The sequence below is a fragment of the Bacillus sp. AL-1R genome (genome assembly GCF_052180195.1).
GTDB lineage: Bacteria > Bacillota > Bacilli > Bacillales > Bacillaceae_G > Gottfriedia.
Map to the genome: position 1 here is coordinate 4,227,045 of NZ_CP197469.1, position 24,068 is coordinate 4,251,112.

General features: G+C 33.3%; 24 protein-coding genes, 1 pseudogene and 1 riboswitch. Of the genes and pseudogenes, 5 read left to right on the forward strand and 20 right to left on the reverse strand.

Translation table 11 applies throughout. From position 1 onward, the window contains the following. Positions 1-12: 12 nt before the first annotated feature. Positions 13-123: a cortex morphogenetic protein CmpA gene (cmpA, locus tag ACSBO6_RS20105; protein ID WP_088014579.1), complete on the forward strand. Its 111-nt coding sequence runs from the start codon at positions 13-15 to the stop codon at positions 121-123. Here the strand turns inward: cmpA and ACSBO6_RS20110 are convergent. From ACSBO6_RS20110 to msrA, 14 genes and pseudogenes are all read right to left on the reverse strand, one after another. Continuing rightward, positions 113-2,311, reverse strand: a complete 2,199-nt coding sequence (locus tag ACSBO6_RS20110; protein ID WP_498843932.1) for a Tex family protein — start codon at positions 2,309-2,311, stop codon at positions 113-115. The two genes, cmpA and ACSBO6_RS20110, sit on opposite strands and share 11 nt — an antisense overlap. A gap of 117 nt (positions 2,312-2,428) precedes the next feature. After that, positions 2,429-2,779, reverse strand: a complete 351-nt coding sequence (ndoA, locus tag ACSBO6_RS20115) for a type II toxin-antitoxin system endoribonuclease NdoA (protein WP_056476047.1) — start codon at positions 2,777-2,779, stop codon at positions 2,429-2,431. Positions 2,780-2,783: 4 nt separating this feature from the next. Next, positions 2,784-3,065, reverse strand: a complete 282-nt coding sequence (locus ACSBO6_RS20120; RefSeq protein ID WP_069033898.1) for a CopG family ribbon-helix-helix protein — start codon at positions 3,063-3,065, stop codon at positions 2,784-2,786. A 144-nt stretch (positions 3,066-3,209) separates the two neighbouring features. Then, positions 3,210-4,376: an alanine racemase gene (gene alr / locus ACSBO6_RS20125; protein WP_098846283.1), complete on the reverse strand. Its 1,167-nt coding sequence runs from the start codon at positions 4,374-4,376 to the stop codon at positions 3,210-3,212. A gap of 167 nt (positions 4,377-4,543) precedes the next feature. Further along, positions 4,544-5,563: a LolA family protein gene (locus ACSBO6_RS20130; RefSeq protein WP_098846282.1), complete on the reverse strand. Its 1,020-nt coding sequence runs from the start codon at positions 5,561-5,563 to the stop codon at positions 4,544-4,546. Positions 5,564-5,902: 339 nt separating this feature from the next. Then, on the reverse strand, positions 5,903-6,256 hold the full coding sequence (gene acpS, locus ACSBO6_RS20135) for a holo-ACP synthase (RefSeq protein WP_097978941.1): 354 nt from the start codon (positions 6,254-6,256) through the stop codon (positions 5,903-5,905). 26 nt (positions 6,257-6,282) lie between these two features. Then, positions 6,283-7,248, reverse strand: coding sequence for a UV DNA damage repair endonuclease UvsE (uvsE, locus tag ACSBO6_RS20140; RefSeq protein ID WP_498843933.1), 966 nt, complete (start codon positions 7,246-7,248; stop codon positions 6,283-6,285). Positions 7,249-7,359: 111 nt separating this feature from the next. After that, positions 7,360-8,901: a degradosome RNA helicase CshA gene (gene cshA / locus ACSBO6_RS20145; protein WP_098846280.1), complete on the reverse strand. Its 1,542-nt coding sequence runs from the start codon at positions 8,899-8,901 to the stop codon at positions 7,360-7,362. A 419-nt stretch (positions 8,902-9,320) separates the two neighbouring features. Next, positions 9,321-10,703 (reverse strand): UDP-N-acetylmuramoyl-tripeptide--D-alanyl-D-alanine ligase, encoded by a 1,383-nt coding sequence (locus ACSBO6_RS20150; protein ID WP_098846279.1) that lies wholly within the window; start codon positions 10,701-10,703, stop codon positions 9,321-9,323. 79 nt (positions 10,704-10,782) lie between these two features. After that, positions 10,783-11,883, reverse strand: coding sequence for a D-alanine--D-alanine ligase (locus ACSBO6_RS20155; protein WP_142339220.1), 1,101 nt, complete (start codon positions 11,881-11,883; stop codon positions 10,783-10,785). A gap of 225 nt (positions 11,884-12,108) precedes the next feature. After that, entirely contained in the window at positions 12,109-13,380 is a 1,272-nt protein-coding gene (locus ACSBO6_RS20160; protein WP_098846277.1) for an MDR family MFS transporter, read from the reverse strand. A gap of 168 nt (positions 13,381-13,548) precedes the next feature. Continuing rightward, the gene (locus tag ACSBO6_RS20165; protein WP_098846276.1) at positions 13,549-13,776 is read right to left on the reverse strand and encodes a hypothetical protein; all 228 of its coding nucleotides are present in this window, start codon (positions 13,774-13,776) and stop codon (positions 13,549-13,551) included. A gap of 264 nt (positions 13,777-14,040) precedes the next feature. Further along, complete coding sequence (msrB, locus tag ACSBO6_RS20170; RefSeq protein WP_483295188.1) at positions 14,041-14,487, reverse strand: peptide-methionine (R)-S-oxide reductase MsrB; 447 nt, start codon at positions 14,485-14,487, stop codon at positions 14,041-14,043. Next, positions 14,473-14,988 (reverse strand): annotated as a pseudogene (gene msrA / locus ACSBO6_RS20175) (peptide-methionine (S)-S-oxide reductase MsrA); the annotation flags it as partial. The gene msrB and the pseudogene msrA, both read right to left, overlap by 15 nt. Before the next feature lie 150 nt (positions 14,989-15,138). Here msrA and mscL point away from each other — a divergent pair. Continuing rightward, the gene (gene mscL / locus ACSBO6_RS20180) at positions 15,139-15,540 is read left to right on the forward strand and encodes a large conductance mechanosensitive channel protein MscL (RefSeq protein ID WP_098846274.1); all 402 of its coding nucleotides are present in this window, start codon (positions 15,139-15,141) and stop codon (positions 15,538-15,540) included. An 82-nt stretch (positions 15,541-15,622) separates the two neighbouring features. Here mscL and ACSBO6_RS20185 read toward each other — a convergent pair whose 3' ends face one another. Continuing rightward, on the reverse strand, positions 15,623-16,834 hold the full coding sequence (locus ACSBO6_RS20185) for a C40 family peptidase (RefSeq protein WP_498843934.1): 1,212 nt from the start codon (positions 16,832-16,834) through the stop codon (positions 15,623-15,625). Between the two features lie 207 nt (positions 16,835-17,041). Next, positions 17,042-18,361 (reverse strand): diaminopimelate decarboxylase, encoded by a 1,320-nt coding sequence (gene lysA / locus ACSBO6_RS20190; protein ID WP_098846272.1) that lies wholly within the window; start codon positions 18,359-18,361, stop codon positions 17,042-17,044. A 134-nt stretch (positions 18,362-18,495) separates the two neighbouring features. Beyond that, positions 18,496-18,669: riboswitch (Lysine riboswitch) on the reverse strand. Positions 18,670-18,975: 306 nt separating this feature from the next. Here lysA and ACSBO6_RS20195 point away from each other — a divergent pair. Further along, positions 18,976-19,914: a cation diffusion facilitator family transporter gene (locus tag ACSBO6_RS20195; RefSeq protein ID WP_098846271.1), complete on the forward strand. Its 939-nt coding sequence runs from the start codon at positions 18,976-18,978 to the stop codon at positions 19,912-19,914. Between the two features lie 72 nt (positions 19,915-19,986). On the opposite strand, the gene ACSBO6_RS20200 is transcribed toward ACSBO6_RS20195, so the two are convergent. From ACSBO6_RS20200 to ACSBO6_RS20210, 3 genes are all read right to left on the reverse strand, one after another. After that, on the reverse strand, positions 19,987-20,643 hold the full coding sequence (locus ACSBO6_RS20200; RefSeq protein ID WP_098846270.1) for a VC0807 family protein: 657 nt from the start codon (positions 20,641-20,643) through the stop codon (positions 19,987-19,989). Positions 20,644-20,849: 206 nt separating this feature from the next. After that, positions 20,850-21,317: a DinB family protein gene (locus tag ACSBO6_RS20205; protein WP_098846269.1), complete on the reverse strand. Its 468-nt coding sequence runs from the start codon at positions 21,315-21,317 to the stop codon at positions 20,850-20,852. 129 nt (positions 21,318-21,446) lie between these two features. After that, positions 21,447-21,833 (reverse strand): DoxX family protein, encoded by a 387-nt coding sequence (locus tag ACSBO6_RS20210; RefSeq protein WP_098846268.1) that lies wholly within the window; start codon positions 21,831-21,833, stop codon positions 21,447-21,449. A 177-nt stretch (positions 21,834-22,010) separates the two neighbouring features. Here ACSBO6_RS20210 and ACSBO6_RS20215 point away from each other — a divergent pair, with 177 nt between their 5' ends. After that, complete coding sequence (locus tag ACSBO6_RS20215; protein WP_098846267.1) at positions 22,011-22,655, forward strand: TVP38/TMEM64 family protein; 645 nt, start codon at positions 22,011-22,013, stop codon at positions 22,653-22,655. 110 nt (positions 22,656-22,765) lie between these two features. Beyond that, positions 22,766-23,074: a magnetosome magnetite crystal formation protein family gene (locus tag ACSBO6_RS20220; protein WP_098846266.1), complete on the forward strand. Its 309-nt coding sequence runs from the start codon at positions 22,766-22,768 to the stop codon at positions 23,072-23,074. A 112-nt stretch (positions 23,075-23,186) separates the two neighbouring features. On the opposite strand, the gene ACSBO6_RS20225 is transcribed toward ACSBO6_RS20220, so the two are convergent. After that, positions 23,187-24,068: a TVP38/TMEM64 family protein gene (locus ACSBO6_RS20225; RefSeq protein ID WP_498843935.1), complete on the reverse strand. Its 882-nt coding sequence runs from the start codon at positions 24,066-24,068 to the stop codon at positions 23,187-23,189.

A 24,068-nucleotide genomic window follows, 5' to 3' on the forward strand; every position in this document is an offset into this window, starting at 1 on the left:
TTCATCATGGCAATGCCTAGTTGGCTTAAATCTCAAATTCAAAAAGCATTTTATGAAAAAAACCGTTATCAAATTAAATTATTGAATCAATGTTGGTTTTATTATCAAAAAATTAAGCTTTGATAATTTCTTTCGATTCAATTGGTAGCATAGATAAACCTACTCTTTGTTTCTTTTGGTCTACTTCAGCAATCCAGACCTTTACTACTTGACCAACTGATACAACATCAAGTGGATGCTTAATAAATTTGCTGCTCATTCTAGAAATATGAACAAGACCATCGTTCTTTAGTCCAATATCTACAAACGCACCAAAATCGACTACATTTCTTACTGTCCCTTCAAGTTCCATCCCTATTTTTAGATCTTCAATTTGAAGAACATCTTGGCGAAGGATTGGTGCTGCTAATTCATCTCGTAGATCTCGTTCAGGTTGCATTAATGATGCTAGAATATCTTTTAGCGTAATTTCACCAATATCTAATTGCTCTGACACTTCTTTTATATTAATTGTCTTTAGCTTTTCTTTCAGTTCATTTGAACCAATTTGACTTGTTGAGAAATTTAATTGCTTTAATAATTTTTTTACTTGTACGTAGCTCTCTGGGTGAATACTTGTACGGTCTAAAGGTTCATCTCCTTCAAGGACACGTAAAAATCCAATACATTGCTCATATGTTTTAGCACCTAGTCTTGGAATTGTTTTAAGCTCTTTTCGGTTTGTTATTTTCCCTTTTTCATCACGGTAATTAACAATATTTTTCGCAACTGTTTTAGACAAGCCTGATACGTATTGAAGTAGTGAGACCGATGCTGTATTTACATTTACGCCAACTTGGTTAACAGATGTTTCAACAACAAATGATAATGATTCATTTAAGCTTTTTTGAGATACATCGTGTTGATATAATCCTACCCCCACCGATTTAGGATCAATTTTTACTAGCTCTGCTAACGGATCTTGTAGTCGTCTGGCAATTGAAACTGCGCTTCGTTCTTCAACTTGTAAATCGGGGAACTCTTCTCTTGCTAATTCAGATGCTGAATAAACACTTGCTCCCGCTTCATTTACGATTACATAGTAAGTATTATTTTTCATTTCTTTTAAAATTCCAGATATAAAAAGCTCTGTTTCTCTCGAAGCTGTACCATTTCCAATTGCGATCATTTCTATTTTATATTGAATAAGTATATCTTTAATTTTCGTAACTGCTTGTTCTCTTTTATTTCTTTGAACCTCTTCTCTTTCTCCTCTGAAAGGATGAGGGTAAATCACATCTATTTTGAGTACTTTACCCGTCTCATCTACTACTGCCAATTTACAGCCTGTACGAAATGCCGGGTCTACTCCTAGTACGATTTTCCCTTTTAATGGTGGTTGCAGTAATAATGACCGTAAGTTTTCTGAGAAAATATTAATCGCATGTGAATCAGCTTTTTCTGATAACTCTTTACGAATCTCTCTTTCAATTGAAGGCTGAATTAATCTTTTATATGCATCTTCAACGACTTCCATTAAGATTGGTCGTACAAAAGTGTCCTTTGTAATAATCCTTTTTTCTAAATATAAAATAATCTCATCAAAAGGAGGTTGAATTGCAACCTTTAAAATATCTTCCTTTTCAGCACGATTCATGGCTAGTATTCTATGTGGAACAATCTTTGAAATTGGTTCTGAGTAATCGTAATACATTTCGTATACTTTTTTCTCGTCTTTTTCGGAATCTTTTACCGCACTGTCCATCGTTCCTTTTTTAAAGGTAATTTCACGAATCCACTTTCGATAAGTTGCATCGTCAGCAATCCATTCGGCAATAATATCTTTTCCACCTTGAATAACTTCATCAACTGTATTAACTTCCAGTACAGCGTTTATGTATTTTAACGCTTCATCCGCAAGAGAACCTTCATTTGGCATTGAATATAACCATTGGGCAAAAGGTTCTAACCCTTTATCTTTTGCAACTGTAGCTCGAGTTCTTCTTTTTTCTTTATAAGGTCGATATAAATCTTCAACTTCCTGTAGCTTTGTAGCTAAAGTAATACTTTTACGTAAGTCAGCAGTCAGTTTCCCTTTTTCCTCAATTAAACGGATCACTTCATCTTTTCTCGTTTGAAGATTTACAGCGTACTCATATTTCTCTAAAATAGAATGAATTTGTACCTCATCAAGAGAACCCGTCTTTTCTTTTCGATACCTGGCAATAAAGGGAATTGTATTTCCTTCTTCCTTTAATTCAATTACGGTAGCTACTTGTTTTGTAGTAATCGATAAATCAGATGCAATTTTATTAATCAATTGTTGTGACATTATTACCGCCTCCAATTTTTGGTAATTTCAAAGAACCTAAAATAACCCTTTCAAAACGAAAGGGTTACAAAACAATTTATTATAATCTATGTAGGTAAAGCTGCTATAATAGCAACTTTAAAAGTCAACAAGTCCTAAACTGATTTGCAACGCTTCGTCAACCTGATCCATCATCTCATCATCAAGATGTGTTATTTTATCGGTTAATCGTTGTTTGTCAATCGTTCGAATTTGTTCTAGTAGTATAACCGAATCACGTTCAAATCCATATTTTTTAGCATCGATTTCAACATGTGTTGGAAGCTTTGCTTTTTGGATTTGTGCTGTAATCGCAGCGACTATAACGGTAGGACTAAAACGATTACCGATATCATTTTGTATTATGAGAACCGGACGAACTCCACCTTGTTCTGAGCCAACTACAGGGGAAAGGTCTGCAAAATATACGTCGCCACGTTTTACTATCAAGTGATTACCCCCCGCTAACTAAGCGCTCCACTTTAGAATCCGCTTCAGACTCAGCATAGAATGACTCAGAAGATATTAATAAGTTGATTTTAGCCATTTCCATGTATCCACGTCGCATTTGCTCACGACTTTGGCGTCTTTTACGATCCTTTAAAAACATCTTAGTCGCTTGATAAATATACTCATTTCGATTACCGTTTTCTTGCTTTACTAATCCATCTAGTTCGCTTACTACGTGTTTTGGTAAACGTACTGTTATTTCAGTTGTCGCATTTAGTTCGGACAAGTTTCAGCACCTCCAGAATCAACTATTACCCATATATCTCCCTATACTACATCATACCATTATTTTCAGTGATTGGAAAGACACATATCTTCGTTTATCTTAACCAAATAACAGTGTTTCATACTTTAATACATCAAATTACAATTAATCTGATACTAGATAATTACTTATGGACTTTATATTTCCATTCTTTTTATATACTCTTGGTACCCTGTGATTTATAAGGCATGTTACTTCATAATTGATTGTATTCATATGTGTAGCGACATCTTCAGCCGTTACTGATCCATCCTTACTTTCTCCTATTAAAATCACTTTTGTACCAACGGGATAATGTTTAGAAAGCTTGATCATACACTGATCCATACAAACTCTACCGACGATTTCTGCCTTTTCACCTTCAACCAACACAGAAAATCCTTGCATATCTCTTAGCCAGCCATCTGCATACCCGATTGGTAACGTCGCAATCCACTCTGAATCAGAAGTAAAATACGTTGCACCATAACTTATACCACTATTAGCGGGTAATTGCTTAATATGTGAGATTTTCGTATAAAGTGATAATGCTGGCTTTAATGTAAATGGTAGCATTGGTTTTATTTCCAAAGATGGCGTTAAACCATACATGATAATACCAACACGTACAGTATTAAATAAGTTGGTTTCTAATGCGGCCGCTGCACTATTCGCACAATGAATTAACTCCGGAGAGAACCCACTGCTCTTAACCCATTCTATACATTCATAAAATTTGTCTAGTTGCTCATTAAAATAGGATCTATTTAACTCATCAGCAGTAGCGAAATGTGTAAACAGCCCTTCCAATATAATTGATGGATTTTTTCGTATGATTGATGCAGCTTGCTCCCATTCGGATTTTGTTTTTAGGCCTAATCTACCCATCCCAGTATCAAATTTAATATGAATCATTGTACCATCTGTGCTTTTTATATTTTTAGAAATACCTTCTAACCAATCAACATTATATGCTGTTAAAGTTAATTTATTCTTTATTGCAACATTAATATCCTCAGGTTTAGTTGCTCCTAACACTAAAATCGGTGCTTCTATTCCCGCATTACGCAGAAAAATTCCTTCATCAATAAAAGCAACTAATAATCTTGTTGCTCCAGACTTTAATGCTTGTTTCGCTACTTCAACGTAACCATGTCCATATGCATTCGCTTTTAAAGCTACATATATTTCTTGATGATTAGGGTAAAGCGATACAATATTTTTAATGTTTTCCTCAATTGCATCTAAATCTACTTCTACCCAAGTTTCGCGATAAAATGATGTTTCTGTCATGACATACACTTCCTTATCGATTTACCCATTACTCTTTTTTATATGTGTAAAATTATTTGCTTATTTTACTATAAATGTCAACCATTATACTACTACAATATAGTTTATTTAAAATTTAAAAAGGCGTGATAAAGCATCATCACGCCCTTTTAAGTTTGAAAAAAATATTATTTTGTGCCTGTATCTCCGACTGATTGGGCAACTTGAATTAGCTCACTTTGAGTTAAGTTTTTAGAAACAATCGTAAAATCTGTTCCACCATATGACCATGTGATCATTTTATCTGATAATGCTCCCACCGTTTTGCCTAAATCTACTGGTTCACCAGTGATTTCCATCGTTGTTCCAGACTCTGAAATTCGTGCTTTTTCCTCAATTAAAGTAAATGATTTTTTATCACCTTTATATGAAAGTATAACCTGAACACCATTGTCTGTTTTTACTTCTTGTTGATCATCTAACACAACGCCCTTCATTAAATAATTCGGGTAAAGTGTCACTAATAAATCAGGATCATTTTCTGGATTTGTAGAAGTAGGTACACTTAAACGAGCGCTTGTCATATTTTTCTTCACATCAAAGGCATCATTATCAAATTTCGCATTGTATTGTACTTTATCGAACTTAACATCCAAAACAACATTTTTATCTGTATCTAGTAGTTTGACTGATTCAGGTGTTAGACCTTTTTTATTAAAAGTAATTTCTTGTGTTGGGAGCAATTGTCTATTTGTGTAATTTGTTTTTGTTTCAAATACGTATCCTTTTTTAGTCGTTTTAAACGTTGCATTCTTATCTTGTAATAAGTCATTAACCAAGGATTCCGGTAAATATGGCTGACTGCTGTTTGATGGCCAATCACTCTGGAAGCGATAGCTTTTATTTAATGCTGGCGTTAAAACAAACACACCTTCTTTGTTTCTTAAAATAATTTGGTTTTGATCACTCTTTGCATTTTTTAATTGCACTCGGTAGAAAGAAGGCTTTTTATGCCAAATGACTACCTCATACTTTTGAGGATCATTACCGTTGTTAATTGTTAAAGTTGCATCAGCCTTATAACCATTCATTTTCTCCATCTGATCACTAAGAGAACCTACTACATCATCTTTCGATTTCTTGCCACATGCAGCTAATGATAGTACTAACATGATTGTCAAAAGCATCGCTACAAGCTTTTTCTTCATCTCCCCAGCTCCTTTATTCCTCTTAAATTGTAAAAAAGAGAATTTTATGCAAAGGCTTATGAATAAATGTGCGCGAGTAGCTTAGAAGTAAAATCTAGATTTATTCATGCACGTTGCAACCTTGCTTCTCATATCCTCATAGAACTATATGAGGTCAAGCTTTAAAATATGCAGACTAGCATGACAAGCTAAATTAAAAAATTTAAGAAGATTTTATGATTGCAGAGGGCTGTAAGTGAGGACAATGGTGCAGGTACTTATATTAAAAATCCTTAAAATTAGCAATTTGGTCGGTACAAAAAAGTAAAGCCACTCAAACGAGTGACTTTTAAAAGTGTGTTATACCTGCTGTAAGACAACTTGAGCAGCCGCGTAATGTTCAGTATGCGTAATTGATAAAAACGGTATAAACGGCAAATCAACGGTTAAAACAGGCTTACCTTTTTCATCATTTAAGATTTCAATATCATGAAACCCTAATTCCTTCCCAATACCGGTACCAAAAGCTTTAGAACAAGCTTCTTTTGCGGCGAATCTTCCTGATAAAAATTCTAGTTTTCTTCGTTCTGATAGGTTTTCGTATATTTCATATTCTGCTTCTGTTAAAATTCTTTTCGCAAACCTTGGCTGTGAGCTTATTATTTCTTTCATTCGTTCAATTTCTACTAAATCTAATCCAATACCTACGATCATATTTTCCTCACCCTAACTTTCAAGTACTACGGTTTAAAATAAAAGCTTGAATCATTAATAATCTCAATAGACGGATGAGCTTTCAAATCATCCATTAATTGAAATAGTGCATTATCTTTTTGTTTTGCTTCAATCATACAATCAATTTGCCTAACCGAGCCATAAATATCATTTAAAAATGTTATAAACATGTTAGGGTCGACAAAATCAGCATGAGCTCGTTTGTCTTTCTCATCTCTAGGACTAGATATATGCATTTTCATCGGTAAGCTCGAAGCTTTCCAAGTATCGACCGCATAACTCCAATTTTTTATCCAGTCATCATTCGTATGATTAACTAGATGATGATGATAGTCAAATACAAGTGGAACTCCTAATTTTTCACAGGCAAATAATGTTTCATCAAACGTAAAGGTTGTATCATCATTTTCAAACATTAGCATTTTTTGAATTTGCGCTGGAACAAGGCTAAAATTCTCTATTAATTGTTCCAGTGATTTTTCCTTATCATCATACCCTCCACCAATATGGAGTACACATCGTTGTTCTGTATTAATCTTCATCGCTTTTAAAAGCTGATAATGCATTTTTAAGGTTTTTACAGATGATTTTAATAACTCTTCATCAGTTGAATTTAAGATTACGAAATGATCCGGATGAAAATCAATCCTCATTTCATTTGCAATCGCAAATTTACCCAACTCAAGTAAACTTTCCTTTAAAGGCTTTATGTAATTCCAATCCGCTACTTCTTCATGGTTAACTAATGGAATTAATTTACTACTTAGGCGAAAAAAAGATATATCATGTGCCTTATTGTGCTTAAGTAGTCTTAAGGAGTTATTAATATTTGTATTAGCAATTTGCTCTAGCTTACGAATAGCCGCATCTTTATCTTTTTGTTTTAAAAATTGAGCAACCGTCATTGTCTTTGAGGGAGAGGCGTTTTGTAAATTCATACTCATTGCGACATATCCAAGTCTAACCAACATATTTATTCCAACTCTCATACGTTTTTAGTTAGTGTATGGAATCTGTCAAAATTCACACAGTTTGCATTAAAAAAGGTACATGGATTATTATTCCATGTACCTTGAATTATCTTATTTGTTGCTATCTTGATGTCTACGTTGTCCGCCACGATTACCATCGCGAGAACCTTCACTACGTTTGTTACGGAAGTTTCCTCCGCGGTTGTCGCGATCTCCACGACGTCCATCACCGCGACGTCCATCTCCACGACGGCCTTCGCCACCGCCACGTCTGTTTTCACCACGACGGTAACCGCCGCCGTTTCCACCACGTCCGCCACGATCACGTTTTGAAACCATAGGTGGCTCATCAGTTAGGCGAATTGGAGTTTCATTTGGTTCTTTTGTTAACATTTTTAATGCAGCAGCTACTACGTTTACTGAATCATGCTCTTCTAGTAATTCTTCAGCAATACGTTTGTAGAACGCTAAGTTATCACTTTCCATAGTTGAAGCTAATTTTTCAGCAATAATGCGTTGTTGGCTTTCAATTGCTTCATCTAATGTCGGTGCAGTCATACGCTCCATACGTTTTTTTGTTGTACGCTCAATATTTTTTAATTGACCGAACTCACGTGGAGTGATGAATAACATTGCAATACCTGATTTACCTGCACGACCTGTACGACCGATACGGTGTACATAGCTTTCAGGATCTTGAGGAATATCAAAGTTATATACATGTGTAACGCCAGAAATATCTAATCCACGAGCAGCTACATCTGTTGCTACTAATACGTCGATTGAACCATTTTTGAATTTACGAAGTACTTGTTCACGCTTTGCTTGTGATAAATCACCATGAATACCTTCAGCAGCATAACCACGTAGATTTAATGCTTCAGATAATTCATCAACACGACGTTTTGTACGACCGAAAATAATAGCTAATTCTGGTGTTTGAATATCTAATAAACGTGTTAAAACGTCAAACTTTTTCTTTTCTTGAACTTCAATAAAATGTTGTTCAATGTTTGGCATTGTAACTTCTTTTGCTTTTACTTTAACGATTTGTGGATTTGTCATGAAAGTTTCTGCAATACGACGAATTGGGTCAGGCATTGTTGCAGAGAAAAGAAGTGTTTGTTTATTTTCTGGAACTTCTTTTAGGATTGCTTCAATATCTTCAATGAATCCCATGTTTAACATTTCATCTGCTTCATCTAAAACAACTGTATTTACATTGTTTAGGCGAATTGTACGGCGGTTAATATGGTCTTGAATACGACCAGGAGTTCCAACAATAATATGTGGGAATTTTTTTAATGAACGCATTTGACGATTAATATCTTGTCCACCGTATATTGGAAGGATTTTTACACCTTTATTCATACCAATTTTGTGTAATTCTTCACCAACTTGAATAGCTAACTCACGTGTAGGTGCGATAACAAGTCCTTGAACATCGTTACTATCTACATCAATTTTTTCTAGTAATGGAATACCAAAAGCGGCAGTTTTACCAGTACCAGTTTGCGCTTGACCAATTACATCATGGCCTTGTTTTGCTAATGGAATAGTCTGCGCTTGAATTGGAGTAGCTTCCTCGAAGCCTAATTTTTCAATCGCAAACAGGATCTTACTACTTAATCCTAATTCTTGAAATGTTGTCAATTTGGTTAATCTCCTTTGTATCTCAATTGATCTATAAAAATTTAAAAAATTATATGTTTCGTGACTGTTCATATGGAAGGTTCGTTTTTAGTGGAAAACAATAGTCCGAAGTATCATGAAAAGGAAACAATATCTACCCATTATACGGACATTCTAACTAAAAAGCAAATGAAGTTATATTCTAACAATTTGGTTTCCAGTCAATATTTTGCCCTTTTATTAACGTTAAATTCGCCATAAAATCATATTTAGAGCCTTCTTAACCCCTTTTATTACGAACAGTTTTCATATGTTAAATTACGCGTATAAAGTTTTCACTTCGTATATTTCAGGGACGCAACAAACAAAGAGCAAAACTAAGGGAATAAGGAGAATCTTTATTCCTATTTCCCTTGTTTTCAACTCCCTAGATTATATGATTACCCCTGATTTACTAACGCATTTACTACTTCTTCTAATTTCATTCCCCTAGAAGCTTTAACTAATACTAGGTCATTTGGTTGAACTTGTTGTAATAAATCTTCAATTAACTTATTTTTATCTTCGAAGCTTTTTACTCTTGAAGAGTCCATTTTTTCAAAAGCTGACGTTGCTGCAAATTTACTTAATGGTCCAAAAGTATAAAGAAAATCGAAATGAAGATTTACAACTTCTTCTCCAATTTCTTCGTGAAAAGCAATTTCTTGATCACCTAATTCTAACATGTCGCCAAATACAACAAATTTTCGATGATAACCCTTTAGTTCTGAAGCAAATAAAAGAGCCGCTTTCATAGATGTAACACTTGCATTATAGGCATCATTAATAATTGTTATTCCATTTTCATTCTTTAATAGTTCCATGCGCATTTTAGTCATTTCTAAATTCTGCATACCCGAACTAATTTCATCCCATGTTAACGAAAACTTTCTCGCAACTGCAATAGCTGCTAATGTATTACTAATATTATGTTTGCCTAGTACGCCCAATTTGAAACGGACATCCTTAGCTTTATTTATTTCAAATTCACTACCAGATTCATTCATTTCAATAAATGTTGGATAAACATCATTACTTTCACTAAAACCAAAAGTTTCAATTGTATAGATTAAATTTTTGTCTTTTGTACCTTCGATTAATAGTGGTTCATCACCATTAATGACAAGTAATCCATTTTTAGATAGCCCGCTAGCGATCTCAAGCTTCGCCTTTGCGATACCAGCTCTTGAGCCTAGTTCCTGCATATGAGACTCACCGATGTTTGTAATGATTGCTGCATCAGGCTCAGCTAAATTAGATAGAAATTCAATTTCTCCAAAATTGCTCATACCCATTTCTAAGACAGCGACCTCTGTATCTTCTTCCATCGCTAATACTGTTAACGGAAGTCCGATATGATTATTAAAGTTCCCTTGTGTTTTATGTACTTTATATTTTGCTGAAAGAATGCTAGTTAAAATGTCTTTTGTCGATGTTTTCCCATTACTTCCTGTAATACCAACTATTTTTCCATTCCACTCACGTAAATATGATTTAGATAGTTTCTGTAAAGCTTCTAACGTATCGTCAACTAAGATGACAGACGTGTTTGTTGGTATATTTGAAAACTTTCTAGAACAAAGTACTGCGCTTGCACCATTTTCAATTGCTTGAGGTAAAAATTGATGTGCATCGAATTTTTCACCGATTAGCGGTATAAATAATTTCCCATTTAAATCTACACGAGAGTCTGTTGAAACTCCTTTGATTGTTAAATCTTCACCTTGTAATTGGCTACCAGGGATCATATTAACAATTTGAGATAAAGTACGTATGATTGACATTGTCACCAACTCCTCTTCTAACCATTTTTCTTTTATTCACATGAAAACACTATTCAATCATGAATAGTGTTTTCAATTGTTAAATATTATATTTAATTTGTTGTTTTTGCTCGTAACGTTCAATTGCTAGGTCTATTAATTTTTCAATTAATTTTGGATATGTTAATCCAGTTGCCTGCCATAATTGAGGATACATACTGAACGGAGTGAATCCAGGCATTGTATTAACTTCATTCATTAATACGCCACCATCTTCAGTTACAAAGAAATCAGCACGAGTTAAGCCTGAGCCATCGATTGCTTTGAAAGCAAGTTCTGCATAATGCTTAATTTTTTCATATGTTTCTGTTTCTACAGGAGCTGGGATAATTAAACCAGTGTCGCCACTCTCATATTTTGCAGTATAATCATAGAATTCAACTGACGGTTTGATTTCGCCAACAACAGAACATTTAACTTGATCATTACCTAATACAGCAATTTCAATTTCACGTCCAACAATGTTTTCTTCAATGATGATTTTACGGTCAAATTGGAATGCTTCTTCAAACGAAGCTATTAGTGCTTCACGATTCTTAGCTTTTGTAATACCAACGCTTGAACCTAAGTTTGCAGGTTTAACAAATACAGGATAACCTAATTCTTTCTCAACCATTACATAGCAGGATTCTGCATTTGATTTCCACTCTGATTTTAAGAAATGTACATATTTAGCTTGAGGAATTCCAGCTTGAGCAAACAAGTTTTTCATAATTACTTTATCCATCCCAGCCGCTGAAGCTAATACACCATTTCCTACATAAGGAATATTTAATAGCTCAAGTAAACCTTGAACTGTTCCATCTTCACCATTTGGTCCATGTAATAATGGGAAAATAACATCAACTGGGCCAGTTGAATCTTGATTTGAAGCAGCAGGAATAATTGATGAAGTTAACGCAACAGGAGCGATTTCATTTACATGTTGATCTTCATTTGAGAATTTTAAAGCTGCAACACTTTCTACTTTCCCCTCAATTTGTTTCCCTTGTAACCATTCGCCTTGTTCTGTTATATAAATTGGATACACATCAAATTTTGTGTGATCTAAAGCAGAAATAACGGCAAAAGCTGTTTGTAATGATACTTTGTGTTCCGCAGATTTACCGCCATATAATAATCCTAACTTAATCTTCATGATGTTCCCCCTACTATTTTTTGCTCTCCCTATTGTACCACTTTATACAAATGTGTATAAGCTTTTATGGGTAGAAACCTATATTTCTTTACAACATATGCAATGATATCTGTTTTGTGATTTCATTACAACTAAAAAAAAGCATAGCTCTACTTGAACTATACTTTGTCTATTAGAGTAAAAAGCACTGTTCCTTTGACTAAGCAATCAAAGTGAGTGCCTTTGGAACTATTGCGCGATACCCTGTTGATTTTCTCTGATTGCTACTTTTTCATCAAGCGAGCGATACATTATACCTGAAAGTACAACTCCTGTTCCTAGAATGATAAATAGCCATATCCCTAATTTTAAATCGAATAAAAAGCCCCCAAGTAAAGGTCCAAGAAATCCACCTATCGTCCATTTCATGCTACCAACCGCCATATAGGTCGCTCTTAAATCTTCAGGTGCAATATTTGCCACAAATGTCATTTGAACTGGCGACATGACCATTTCCCCAAATGTGTAGTATATGAAGATCATTGCTAAGAAAAAAAGAATCATCCATTTCCCTAATCCTATTGATATGAATAATGGAGGTGCAAAACCGATTGATAAAATGCCTAAGCCAAATAAGATTGTTCCATAAAACATCGTTTTTCCAATTGAACGATTCGATAAATAACTTGAAATTGGAAATTGCAAAAGAACAACTAACAATCCATTTAGCGACATTAAAAATGGATAAGGATTCCACACACCAAAATGCGATTGAAAGCTTTGTTTAAAATAAAGAGGTAGCATCCCCTCAATTTGTGAGAAACCCATTGAAATAATCACACCTGTTGCTACGTAAAAAAGTAATAATTTATCTGAACTAATGATTTTCATAACTTGTTTAAAAGGTATTTTTGTTTCTTCTTTCTTTTCTTTAACATTTTTATCTACAGGAAGTGTTTCTTTTAATAGAATTAATTGCGCAATGCTATAAAGTCCTAAAGTGATTGCTGCAATATAAAATAAACTATCCTTAGAAAAGTAAACAACCGAACTTCCTAATAACGGACCGACCACAGTACCTACATTACTTCCAACCCTTAATAATCCATACGCTTCAGTTCTTTCTTCTGGTTCAGTTACATCAGCCACCATTGCAGAAGCTGCTGGACTAAAGAATGAGTTACTAATACCTAGTAAAATCGATAAAATTAAAAATGCCATATAGCCTTCTACTAAAGCAAAGGATACTAAAATAAGCGATGTTCCAAGGGTCGAAAAAACCATCATACGTTTTCGACCATATAAATCAGCGAGTCTACCACCTACCATCGAACCAAATAACGATGCGATAGGTGAAATTGACATAATAAATCCAACCTTTAGCATTGAATCAACTTTTCCTTCTAGATAGAGAGCAAAAAATGGCATAAGCATCATCATCGCACTACTCGTAATTGTTTCTCCTATCACTCGAATCCACACATTACGATCCATACCTTTTAACTTTTTATAAAAATTCATCCTAAGCGACACCTCCTAGTGCATCAAAACTTCCTTATTTAAATCGTATCGGAAGAATTTTAAGTTACAGATTACTTTATACACAGTTCTGGTAAAATATGTTACACAAAACAAAAGGGCGTTCAAATTGACTTTTTGCCAATTGAACACCCACTCTTTTTTTAACTTTTAAACTTGTTCTTTAGTAGAGACTGAAAACATCAATCCCAAAAAAGTACCTAATAGAAATAAGGTTGAACAAGAGCCCATCAATACTATGCTCACTGTTAGGCTAACGCCAGTATGTAAGAAACCGCTTCCAGTGAAATATAGTAAAAAAAGAATAAGACCAATAAAAAAGGCAATACCAGAATATTGAGTATATGTTTCAACGATTTCATAATCAGTGCGCTTCATAATGATTAACCTCCCGTTTCGGCTTTTTTGCGAATTGCAATACCCAATTTGTGACAACTTTGTGACACTTTTATATTAACACACTTATTTCTCAATTGTAAATATTTTCAGAAAACTTTTTAGAAATATTTAGGACAATATTTTATAACTTATGTTGATGTTAGATAAATACCCCCTACTAATAAGCAAATAAAAAAACCGAGACGAATAAACATCTCGGTTTAATTTTAATTATTTCAATTAGATGAAAAATATCCTTAGAGACTATTTAAGAAAGATACTCTTATAATTACCATAACCCTCTTCATCCATTTTTTCATATGGGACAAATCTTAAAGCTGCAGAGTTTATGCAGTAGCGAAGGCCATCAGGTCCTGGTCCATCATCAAAAACATGCCCAAGATGTGAGTCAGCTTCCGCACTTCTCACTTCAATACGCAACATCCCATGGCTATAGTCCTTCTTCTCTTCAATTTCACCTTTTAAAATCGGTTTTGTAAAACTTGGCCATCCACAACCTGAATCAAACTTGTCTAATGAACTAAACAAAGGGAGTCCTGATACAATATCAACATAAATTCCTTTTTCTTTATGATTCCAGAACTCATTTCTAAATGGTGGTTCAGTTGCATCTTCCTGCGTAACAGCATACTGAATTGGTGTAAGTTTTTTCTTTAACTCCTCTTGGCCCGTTTTCCAGTGTTCCTTTATAAATTTTTGACGACCAGACCCTTTAAAGTAAAGCTGGTAACGAACTGGGTGCTTTTTATAATAATGCTGATGATATTCTTCTGCTTCATAAAATGGTTTTGCAGGTAAAATTTCAGTTACAATTGGTTTCTTGAAAACACCACTTTTCTCTAGTTTATCTTTTGAAGCTAGAGCTTGTTCTTTTTGATTTTCATTATGATAAAAAATTGCCGTTTTGTATGAACTACCTCGATCATTAAATTGCCCACCTTCATCTGTCGGGTCAATTTGTTGCCAAAATAAGTCCAATAGCTTCTCATACGGATAGACTTCTGGATCAAATGTAATTTGAACAGCTTCATAATGACCCGTTAAATGAGTGCATACTTCTTCGTATGTTGGATTTTCTTTATCCCCACCTGTATAGCCTGAAACAACTTTTATAATTCCGTCCTGTTGATCAAATGGTTTTACCATACACCAAAAACATCCACCAGCAAATGTAGCTAATTCTGTGCCCATACCTATACCCCTCCTAAAAATTGTCATTAATTATATTTACCATATCTAAAAGCCAGTATAAATATTTTTGCTTAAAAAGAGTAATTGCTAACTTGAAAGAATTAAGATTTGTATGTAAACTTATACGATAATTATACAGGAGGAAATAAAATGTTAGAAGAATTTAAAAAGTTTGCTTTAAAAGGAAATGTGCTTGATTTAGCAGTCGGGGTAATTATTGGTGGTGCTTTCGGTAAGATTGTATCTTCATTAGTGGGAGATATTATGATGCCTCTAATCGGATTGATCTCTGGTGGCGTAGATTTCAAGAATTTAATGTACACATACAATCAAACTGAAATCAAATACGGAATGTTCATCCAAACAGTAGTCGACTTCCTTATCATCTCGATCTCAGTATTTTTCTTTGTTCGTTTAATTAATAAACTTTCATTTAAAAAGAAAGAAGTAGAGGAAGCTAAACCTGTTGTTCCTACTAAAGAAGAAGCTTTACTTATTGAAATACGTGATTTACTAAAGGAACAGGTTTCAAATCAAAAAGGTATAAGCTAAAGCTTATACCTTTTTAATTTTTCCGTAAGACAATATAAAAAACCTCGTACCATACTAATTATAATACGAGGTTAATAAACTATTAGAATTTTCCATAGCCTAAGAAGTGAGAACGAACCCAGCTATTACTTAAGCTGATTACGCTGATTCCTTTACTTCCAGCATGAACCATTTTATTTCCACCAATATAGATACCCATATGTGATGGACCATTAATATAAGTATTTTGTAAGAATACTAGGTCACCAGGTTGTGGAGAGCTGATTCTTGTAGCATTGCTCCAATATGTTTTTACATTTCCACGAGAGATGCCGTATCCATTATGTGAATATACATACCAGATGAAACCACTGCAATCAAAACCGCTTGGAGACGTTCCGCCAAATACATAAGGTACACCTTGGTATTTTAAAGCGTAATCTACAATTGAGTTTCCAGTTGCTGCTGGACCATCATTATTTGAACTTGTAGTAGGTTTTGAATCTGGTTTTTTACTAGTAGATTTTGTACTTGGTTTCGAATCAGAATTTGAACTAGATTTAGTAGCTGTAGTGCTAACGCTGTCATCTTCATCATCATCACTAGATAAAGCAGCTAGTTCAAGAGATTGTTGCTCAATACGTTGAAGACGTTGAACTCTCTCATCTTCTTTTGCATTCTCTAGTTCTTTAACAGCCAGCTTTAAGTTAGCTTCAGCAGTATTTAATGATTTTTGTTTTTCTGCTTGTGATTTAGAAAGCTCACTTTGTTGAGCAACTAAATCTTCTTTTGCTTTTACTAAAGATTGTTTCTTTTCATCAACAAGTCTTTTTTCTTTTTCTACTTCTGCTTGTTCAGACTTTTGTTCTTTAATGATATTTTGATCAGCTTCAAAAAGTGTTGAAATTGAATTTACTCGATTAAAGAAATCTACGATTGAATCTGAATCAAATAAAACATCAGTTACTAGATTAACTTTCGGTTGCTTTTGCATAGCAACTAAACGATCCTCTAATAAATCGTTACGTTTTTGAATTCTGTCTTGTAAATATGTAATTCTTGCATTTTTATCTTTAATAACTTCTTCTGTTTCAGAAATTTCTGCTTTTTTTGCTTCTATGTTTTGCTTAGTTGTTTTAATTTGATTATCTATTTTCGCTATCTCGTTGCTTAATTCTTTAAATTGTGATTGGAACTTATCTACTTCAGCTTGCTTTTTTTCTACTTTGCTATCAGCTAAAACTGAAGCATTTGGCGCTAATGATAATACTATTGTACTTGCCATTGCCAGCACTGCTAGTTTTTTTCTTAACATTTCAGCGTTCTCCTCTCGCTAATCTACGTACATATTTATACCATAGATTCCCGAAGAGAGTCGCAATTGTTACAATATTGTAATATAAATGATAAATATGTCTTTATATGTCGATAAATTATCATCTACTATTAAAGAAAACGAAACAAAACACTTCTATCTTTATAGAAGTGTCAGTAATTGAAACAACTATTACAAAACCGTTAATTATCTACTAGAGTTTTCGATGTACACTCTATCGTTTCTAACTAAATCTTCATATGTTTCTCGACGAACTACCTCTCTTGAAACACCATCTTTAACAAATACTACAGCTGGGCGGCGGATACGGTTATAATTATTAGCCATTGAATAGCCATAAGCACCAGTGCAAGATACAGCTAATATATCATTATTTTCTACAACTGGTAAGTTACAATCCCAAATTAGCATATCGCCACTTTCACAGCATTTACCAGCAATTGATACAACTTCTTTATTCACATCATTTGCTCGATTTGCAAGCATCGCTTCGTATTTTGATCCATATAGTGCAGGACGGATGTTATCAGTCATTCCCCCATCAACAGATACATATTTACGAATTGAAGGAAGAGTTTTTGTAGAACCAATCGTATAAAGTGTTGTTCCAGCTTCACCAACAATACTACGTCCAGGTTCTAACCATAATTCTGGTAATTTGTAGTCTAGCTCTTCACATTGTTGTTTAATAATCGTTGTAATTTTTTCTATATGGTTAGAAATAGCTAAAGGCTCATCTTCTGAAGTATATCGAATACCAAAGCCTCCACCTACATTTAATATTTCAGCTGTAAAACCTAAATCATTTTTAATTCCATTTAAAAAGCTCATTAATACATTAATTGCATGAACAAAACCATCTGGTTCGAAAATTTGAGATCCAATATGTGAATGTACCCCTAATAATTTTAGGTTATTTGAATTTAATGAAACTTCCACTGCTTCATTCGCTTGACCAGACATAATATCAAATCCAAATTTAGAGTCTTCTTGGCCGGTCATTACATATTCATGTGTATGTGCTTCAACGCCTGGCGTAACACGTAATAATATCGAAACTTCTTCATTACGTTGTTCAGCTAATGCCTGTAATACTTCTAACTCAAAGAAATTATCGACTACAAAACAACCGATTTTTGCATTTAAAGCTTCTTCAATTTCTTCAATTGTTTTGTTGTTTCCGTGAAAGTGAATTTTCTCAGCTGGATAACCTGCTTGCAGAGCTGTATATAACTCTCCACCAGAAACAACGTCTAAACATAGGCCTTCTCTTTCTATTAAGCGGGCTTGTTCAACACATAGGAACGCTTTACTCGCATATGCAACTTGATATTTCATTCCAGTTTTTCTTAAAGCTTCATGGAATTCCCTACATTTTGATTCAATTAACGCTTCGTCATAAATGTATAGAGGCGTACCGTAATTTTTTACTAAATCTACAGTATCACAACCTCCAATTTCTAAATGTCCTTCATTATTAATTCGACTATTACCATGTAAATACATCCGTATTCTCCCTTCAAGTCAAATGTAAGATCATTCTAAGAAGCTTCCTTCAATGTATTAGTGTATTAAAAAAGACACATGAAGGATATGTTCATGTGCCCATCGCTTTTAAAAAAGGACTTAGCCAATCACATCTCTTCAATAGCTCTTCACAAACACATGTGACAGTACTACATTTATTAAATGTAGTCCCAGAAATAAAATGTGTGGCAATTTATTTCTTCGGCATAGGATCCTTTCTCATTTCGTCAACAAACCCACAGTTCTCTAAAATGATACTCATATACAATGCAACCTCTACGAATAGACTGTTATTTTTTATATTAGTCTATGTATAACACAGTCTAAAAATAGATGTCAAACCATTTTTAAAATACTTGTCGATTTATATTCACTTTCACACACATTTTTATCTTTCCAAAAATAGCATTTATAATATAGAATATGTTTGATGCTAGAGAAAAGGTGATTCAAAAATGAAAAATCATTTCAAAATATATAATTTAACTTTTAAAAAAACAAACCACTAACAAACTGTTAGTGGTTTTTCTTTTTTGTTGCCTTATTACAAAACTCTTAACTTAAGTAGAAAAAATTGGACAGGGGTGAATAGATTGCGTTCAAGCAAAATAGCAGTACTTTCAATCTGTAGTAACACATTCATCGTTATATTAAAATTAATAGTCGGGATTTTTACTGGTTCCGTAGCAATTATCTCTGAAGCAATTCATTCTTTATTGGATCTAGTTGCTTCAGTCATTGCATTTTTTTCAGTAAGAATTTCAAACAGACCCCCAGATAAGGAGCATCCTTATGGTCATGGTAAGTTTGAAAATATTTCAGGTACGGTTGAAACAATCTTAATATTTGTAGCTGGTATTTGGATTATCATTGAATCTGTTGAAAAGCTACTTCATCCTACCTCAATTAAAATGCCAATAATCGGTGTAGTCGTCATGTTAATTGGAGCGTTAATCAATTGGAGAGTAGGAAAAATCGTTCAAAAAGTAGGAAATGATACTCATTCTGTAGCAATGCAATCAAACGCTTTGCATTTATTAACGGATGTTTATTCATCAATCGGAGTAGCAGTCAGTTTAATTTTAGTCAGTCTTACTGGTTGGGAGTTTCTCGACGCATTGATCGGAATCGGAATCGCAATTTATATAATGAAGGAATCGATCGAACTTGGACGTAAGTCATTTACCCCACTACTTGATACAGGACTTTCCACAGATGAGTTAAAACAAATCGAAAATGTACTAAATTCTTTTAAATCCCAATTTATCGAATACCATGACTTACGTACAAGGCGTTCAGGTGCACAGGAGCATATCGATTTCCATTTAGTATTACCATCACACATGAGCATTGAAGAGGCTCATTTACTATGTGACAAAATAGAAGATGAAATAAAAAAGGTTTTAGTAGATCCTAAAATATTAATTCATGTCGAACCCGAAAATGAAAGAATACAAAAACTTGATAGTTTAAATGCAAGATTAAGAGAAGAGCAGGAATTACAAGAAGTAGGAAATTCATTAGGGGGATAATTGAACATCAGAAATAAAAAAACCACAAGGATTTTATTCCTTGTGGCATTCATTCTATTTAAAAGACTTTTACTAAATGATAATTTCATCGGAATTTTGATCTGAGTCGTCTCCTTTTAATTTTTGAGCTCTCATCGTGACCATTGCATAGCCAATTGCCATTATTATGCCAAAAACATATCCACCAATTGTAAAGATAATTGTACGAGAGTAGTATGCTTTTAATCCATACGTATCTACCATCCACCATTGCGCAACAGCAAATACTATATCTTTAATAATCCATGCGACAAACAAGTACTGAAACACTTTAAATAGTGAAGGATGTTTATATAATTTTTTACTTTCTTCACGATCTTGCCCCTGTATTGCAGCAATATCAATCATAAAATAATATGGTAATGGTTTTTTCAAAGCCAATAAAATTAAAAATACAACTACAACCCCAAAGTGATAATACACATTGTACAAAATTAAGTTTTTTGCAGAACCTAATGCCATTAAATCAACGGCAGTACTAACAGTTAATGTTGAAATAATAAAAAGACCAGTAACATTAAACTGTTTAGTATACCAAAAACGAAATAAAGTATATAAAATCCCTGGAATCGTCGGTAGTAGCATCGCCCAATAGTCACTAAAATAGTTCTGTAAAACTTTATATAAAACAAGCGGAAATACTAAATACAAAATTAGATCGTAAATAATTAAATTACTTTCTTTCTTCATTATATATAACCTCGTTTTTTGGGCCGTTTTCGTCATAATTGTTGCTAACTAAAAAACAAAAATCAATTGGAAAGAGCCATATTTTATTTTGAATTAACACAATTTTCAAACTATCAAATTAACAAATTGTTAAACATGATTATAACAAAAAAATCTAAGAGCATAAACTCCTAGATTTAGTGCGTGGACAAAAGGTAAAAATAACTCTATTGGCCAAGTGATCTTTTTAAACCGTTTATTAATCCCGCATGTAGCCCTTCGTGGAAAATGTTAAAGCTAATCATGTCTCGAACAGTCTTTATTTCAAAACTACCTAATTTCATCTCTTTTGGAATGATTTCATCTAAGCGTCCTTCATATGTAGAAATAATTTGTTCAACTTGCTGTTCTAATAATGTAATAATTTCCTTAAATGATGGCGGCTCTTCTTGCCAGTCACTTGGTTTAGTTCCACCCTTAAAAAAATCAATGAATTCCGTTGAAAGTTGACCAGTATCACCAGTGTTTGCATAAAGTAATTGCTCATATGCCCCTAATACGTGACCTGCATTCCAAAGAATATTATTATTGAATCCTCCTGGAATTACATCTACTACTTCTGTTGAAACAGTACTAAGAACTTTCAAAGTATAAACTCTTGTAAACCTAAGTTGTTCAAAAATAGCATCTGCCATCTTGATCCCTCCATCTTATCATTACTGACCTTATCGTATCACGAATGAGGAATATTTTTCATAAAAAAGATGAACAAAAAAGAAGCCTCAAAACATGAGACTCCCTCCAGACTTAAACCTATCAATCCCTTAAAATAAAACCATTGATCCTGGACCAGTGAGTAATAACCCAACTGCAGCTGCAATAATTAATAGATTAAACTCAAATCCATTTGAACTATTCCAGAATCCGTTCTTTATATGAACCTTTATTACTGCTACTGCCATCACTACTATAATCAACCATGCACCTATTTCAGTATATACACCAGCCGCTACGAAGAATCCACCTACGATTTCTGCCACTCCTGTTATAAAAGCAAAAAATGCACCAGGTTTGATTCCAATCGACTCTAACCATTGTCCAGTTCCTTTAATACCATAACCACCAAACCAACCAAATACTTTCTGCACCCCATGACCTAATAAAATAATACCTAAAACAAGTCGAATAACTAATAGGCCTTCATCAAGCATATCTCCACCTCAATTCTCTTTGATTTGAGATATTTAGTGCTTAATTATTTTTATTCATTTTTTGACATGTTTATGACCTTTATTATTAATTTTTAAAAATGAATCAGTTTTCTTGTACTTGAGGAATAGAATACTATAACTGAAGATTTTCTAACTTAAAAGGAGAGAGCATACATCATGAAAAAAGTCGTTCCACTAACTGTAATCGGCTTTTGGATTTTAATGCTACTACTCGCTATTCGATATCATTTATTTCATTTGTCATTGCAAGATATAAAACACTATATTGCCAACTCTTCCATCAATCCTATGTTATTATTTGTCGCTATTTTTTGTGCCAGAATCTTTCTTTTCATTCCTAGCTCTTTATTAATTGTAGTAGGTAGCTTGTTTTTTCACCCGTTTGAAACCATTTTCTTATCATTAATCGGAATGGCCATCACAGAAACAATTATTTACTTATTAAGTAGAAGTATTTTAAGTGATTCAATTCAACAATTCATGGAAAATAAATATCCCTCTCTATTTGAAGAGATTATTTTGAACCGAAGGAAATACTTATTCCTAACAGTCGCAACTCCTCTAGCTCCAACAGATGGTGCTTGCTTTATCGCCGCCTCCACTAATATGAAATACTTGTCCTATATTGCAATTGTTTTTGCTGGTAATATTCCAATCGCAGTTCTTTATACCTTATACGGAAATTTCTTGCTTGGCTCTCCATGGATTACAATCTGTATTACCGCAACTATCATAGTCGGTTTTTTCATTTACATTTCTTTAAAAAAGAAACAAAAAAAGGATACACATTTCTCAGCCTAAACTTTTTTAATTAAGTATCAAAAAAATTGTTAATAAAAGAATCGATTTTTATATATAAATTAAACTATACTAAGATTAATTAAAATTTATTAAGAAATCGAGGTAAAAAGATGGAAACAAATAAGATTTTGTCCTCATTATGTTATTTTAGTGTATTCTTTGCGCCTTTCTTATTCCCAATAATTGTTTATTTCGTCGCAAAGGATCAACAACTAAAATCGCATTCTAAACGAGCCTTTTTTTCACATATTCTACCATTTCTAACAATTATTATTTTAGCGCTTATTTCCTTTTTCACATTTATGTCTTTGGGTGACGGAGCAGGTTTTGCTTTAGTTGGTGGATTTGTATTAGTACTAATCGTTAATTTAATTGTCTTTATATGGAATATCGTTCAAGGTATTAAAGTATTGATGTAAATTCGTCATGTTTTCTACATTATTTCTCAGGAAATTTTCAAATTCGACAAATGCAGTTTTTGAACTAAGTAAAAAGGCAATGTAATGGTTTAACCTTACATTGCCTTTTTTATTATTCACTTTCTGTTACGTAAGCTTCTTTTGAATTGGTTCGTTTAATTGTTTTCTTAATCATTAATGATAAAGAGAAGATGCAGGCAATTAAAATGGAACTAGTTAATACTATTTGTGATGTTGTTAAAGAGAAAATTTTAGCCAAATACACAGAGTATGATAATAGAGATGATGTAATTAATTTTGAAATCGAAGCAATTATAAGGAATTTTTTAAAAGAGACTTTGCTAATCCCTGCCCCGACACAAATAATTTCATCCGGTAAAATTGGAATAATAAACATTAATGTCAAAATAATTGTTTCATTTTTTTTGATATATTCCTGATATTTCTTTATCTGACTTTCTTTAACAAACTTCGAAACTAATTTAAGTCCACCTATTCTTGCTATGAAATACATAATGACAATACCTAAAGTTGAACCTAAAAATCCTAATAACGCTCCCGAAAACGATCCGATTACAGCACTACCTGCAGGAATAGTAAGGGCTTCTGGTAAAGGTAAAAAAATCGGTTGAGATAAACAGATTAAGAAAAATAATAATTTTGCCGTTGCTATATGATTGGTTAATATTCGCTCAATTCCGTACGCATCTACGAATACTAGAAATTGACTAGCATAAAATAAAATGCCAACTACCGTTATACAAAGTAGTAAACAAATTAGCGCTATTTTTGTAACCTTTAAAAATCTTTTATGATTCGATACTACCAGATAAAAATCTAAAAGCAGAATTACCATGATTGCTAAAATAATCGATATTTTATAGATCGTTATGACAGTAGGTAAACTAGTGACTAATATTACGATCGATATCGTAGCTAATACTATGTGTAACGTCAGTTCTTTCATTGTATTGAACTTAGTTTCTTTCTTCAA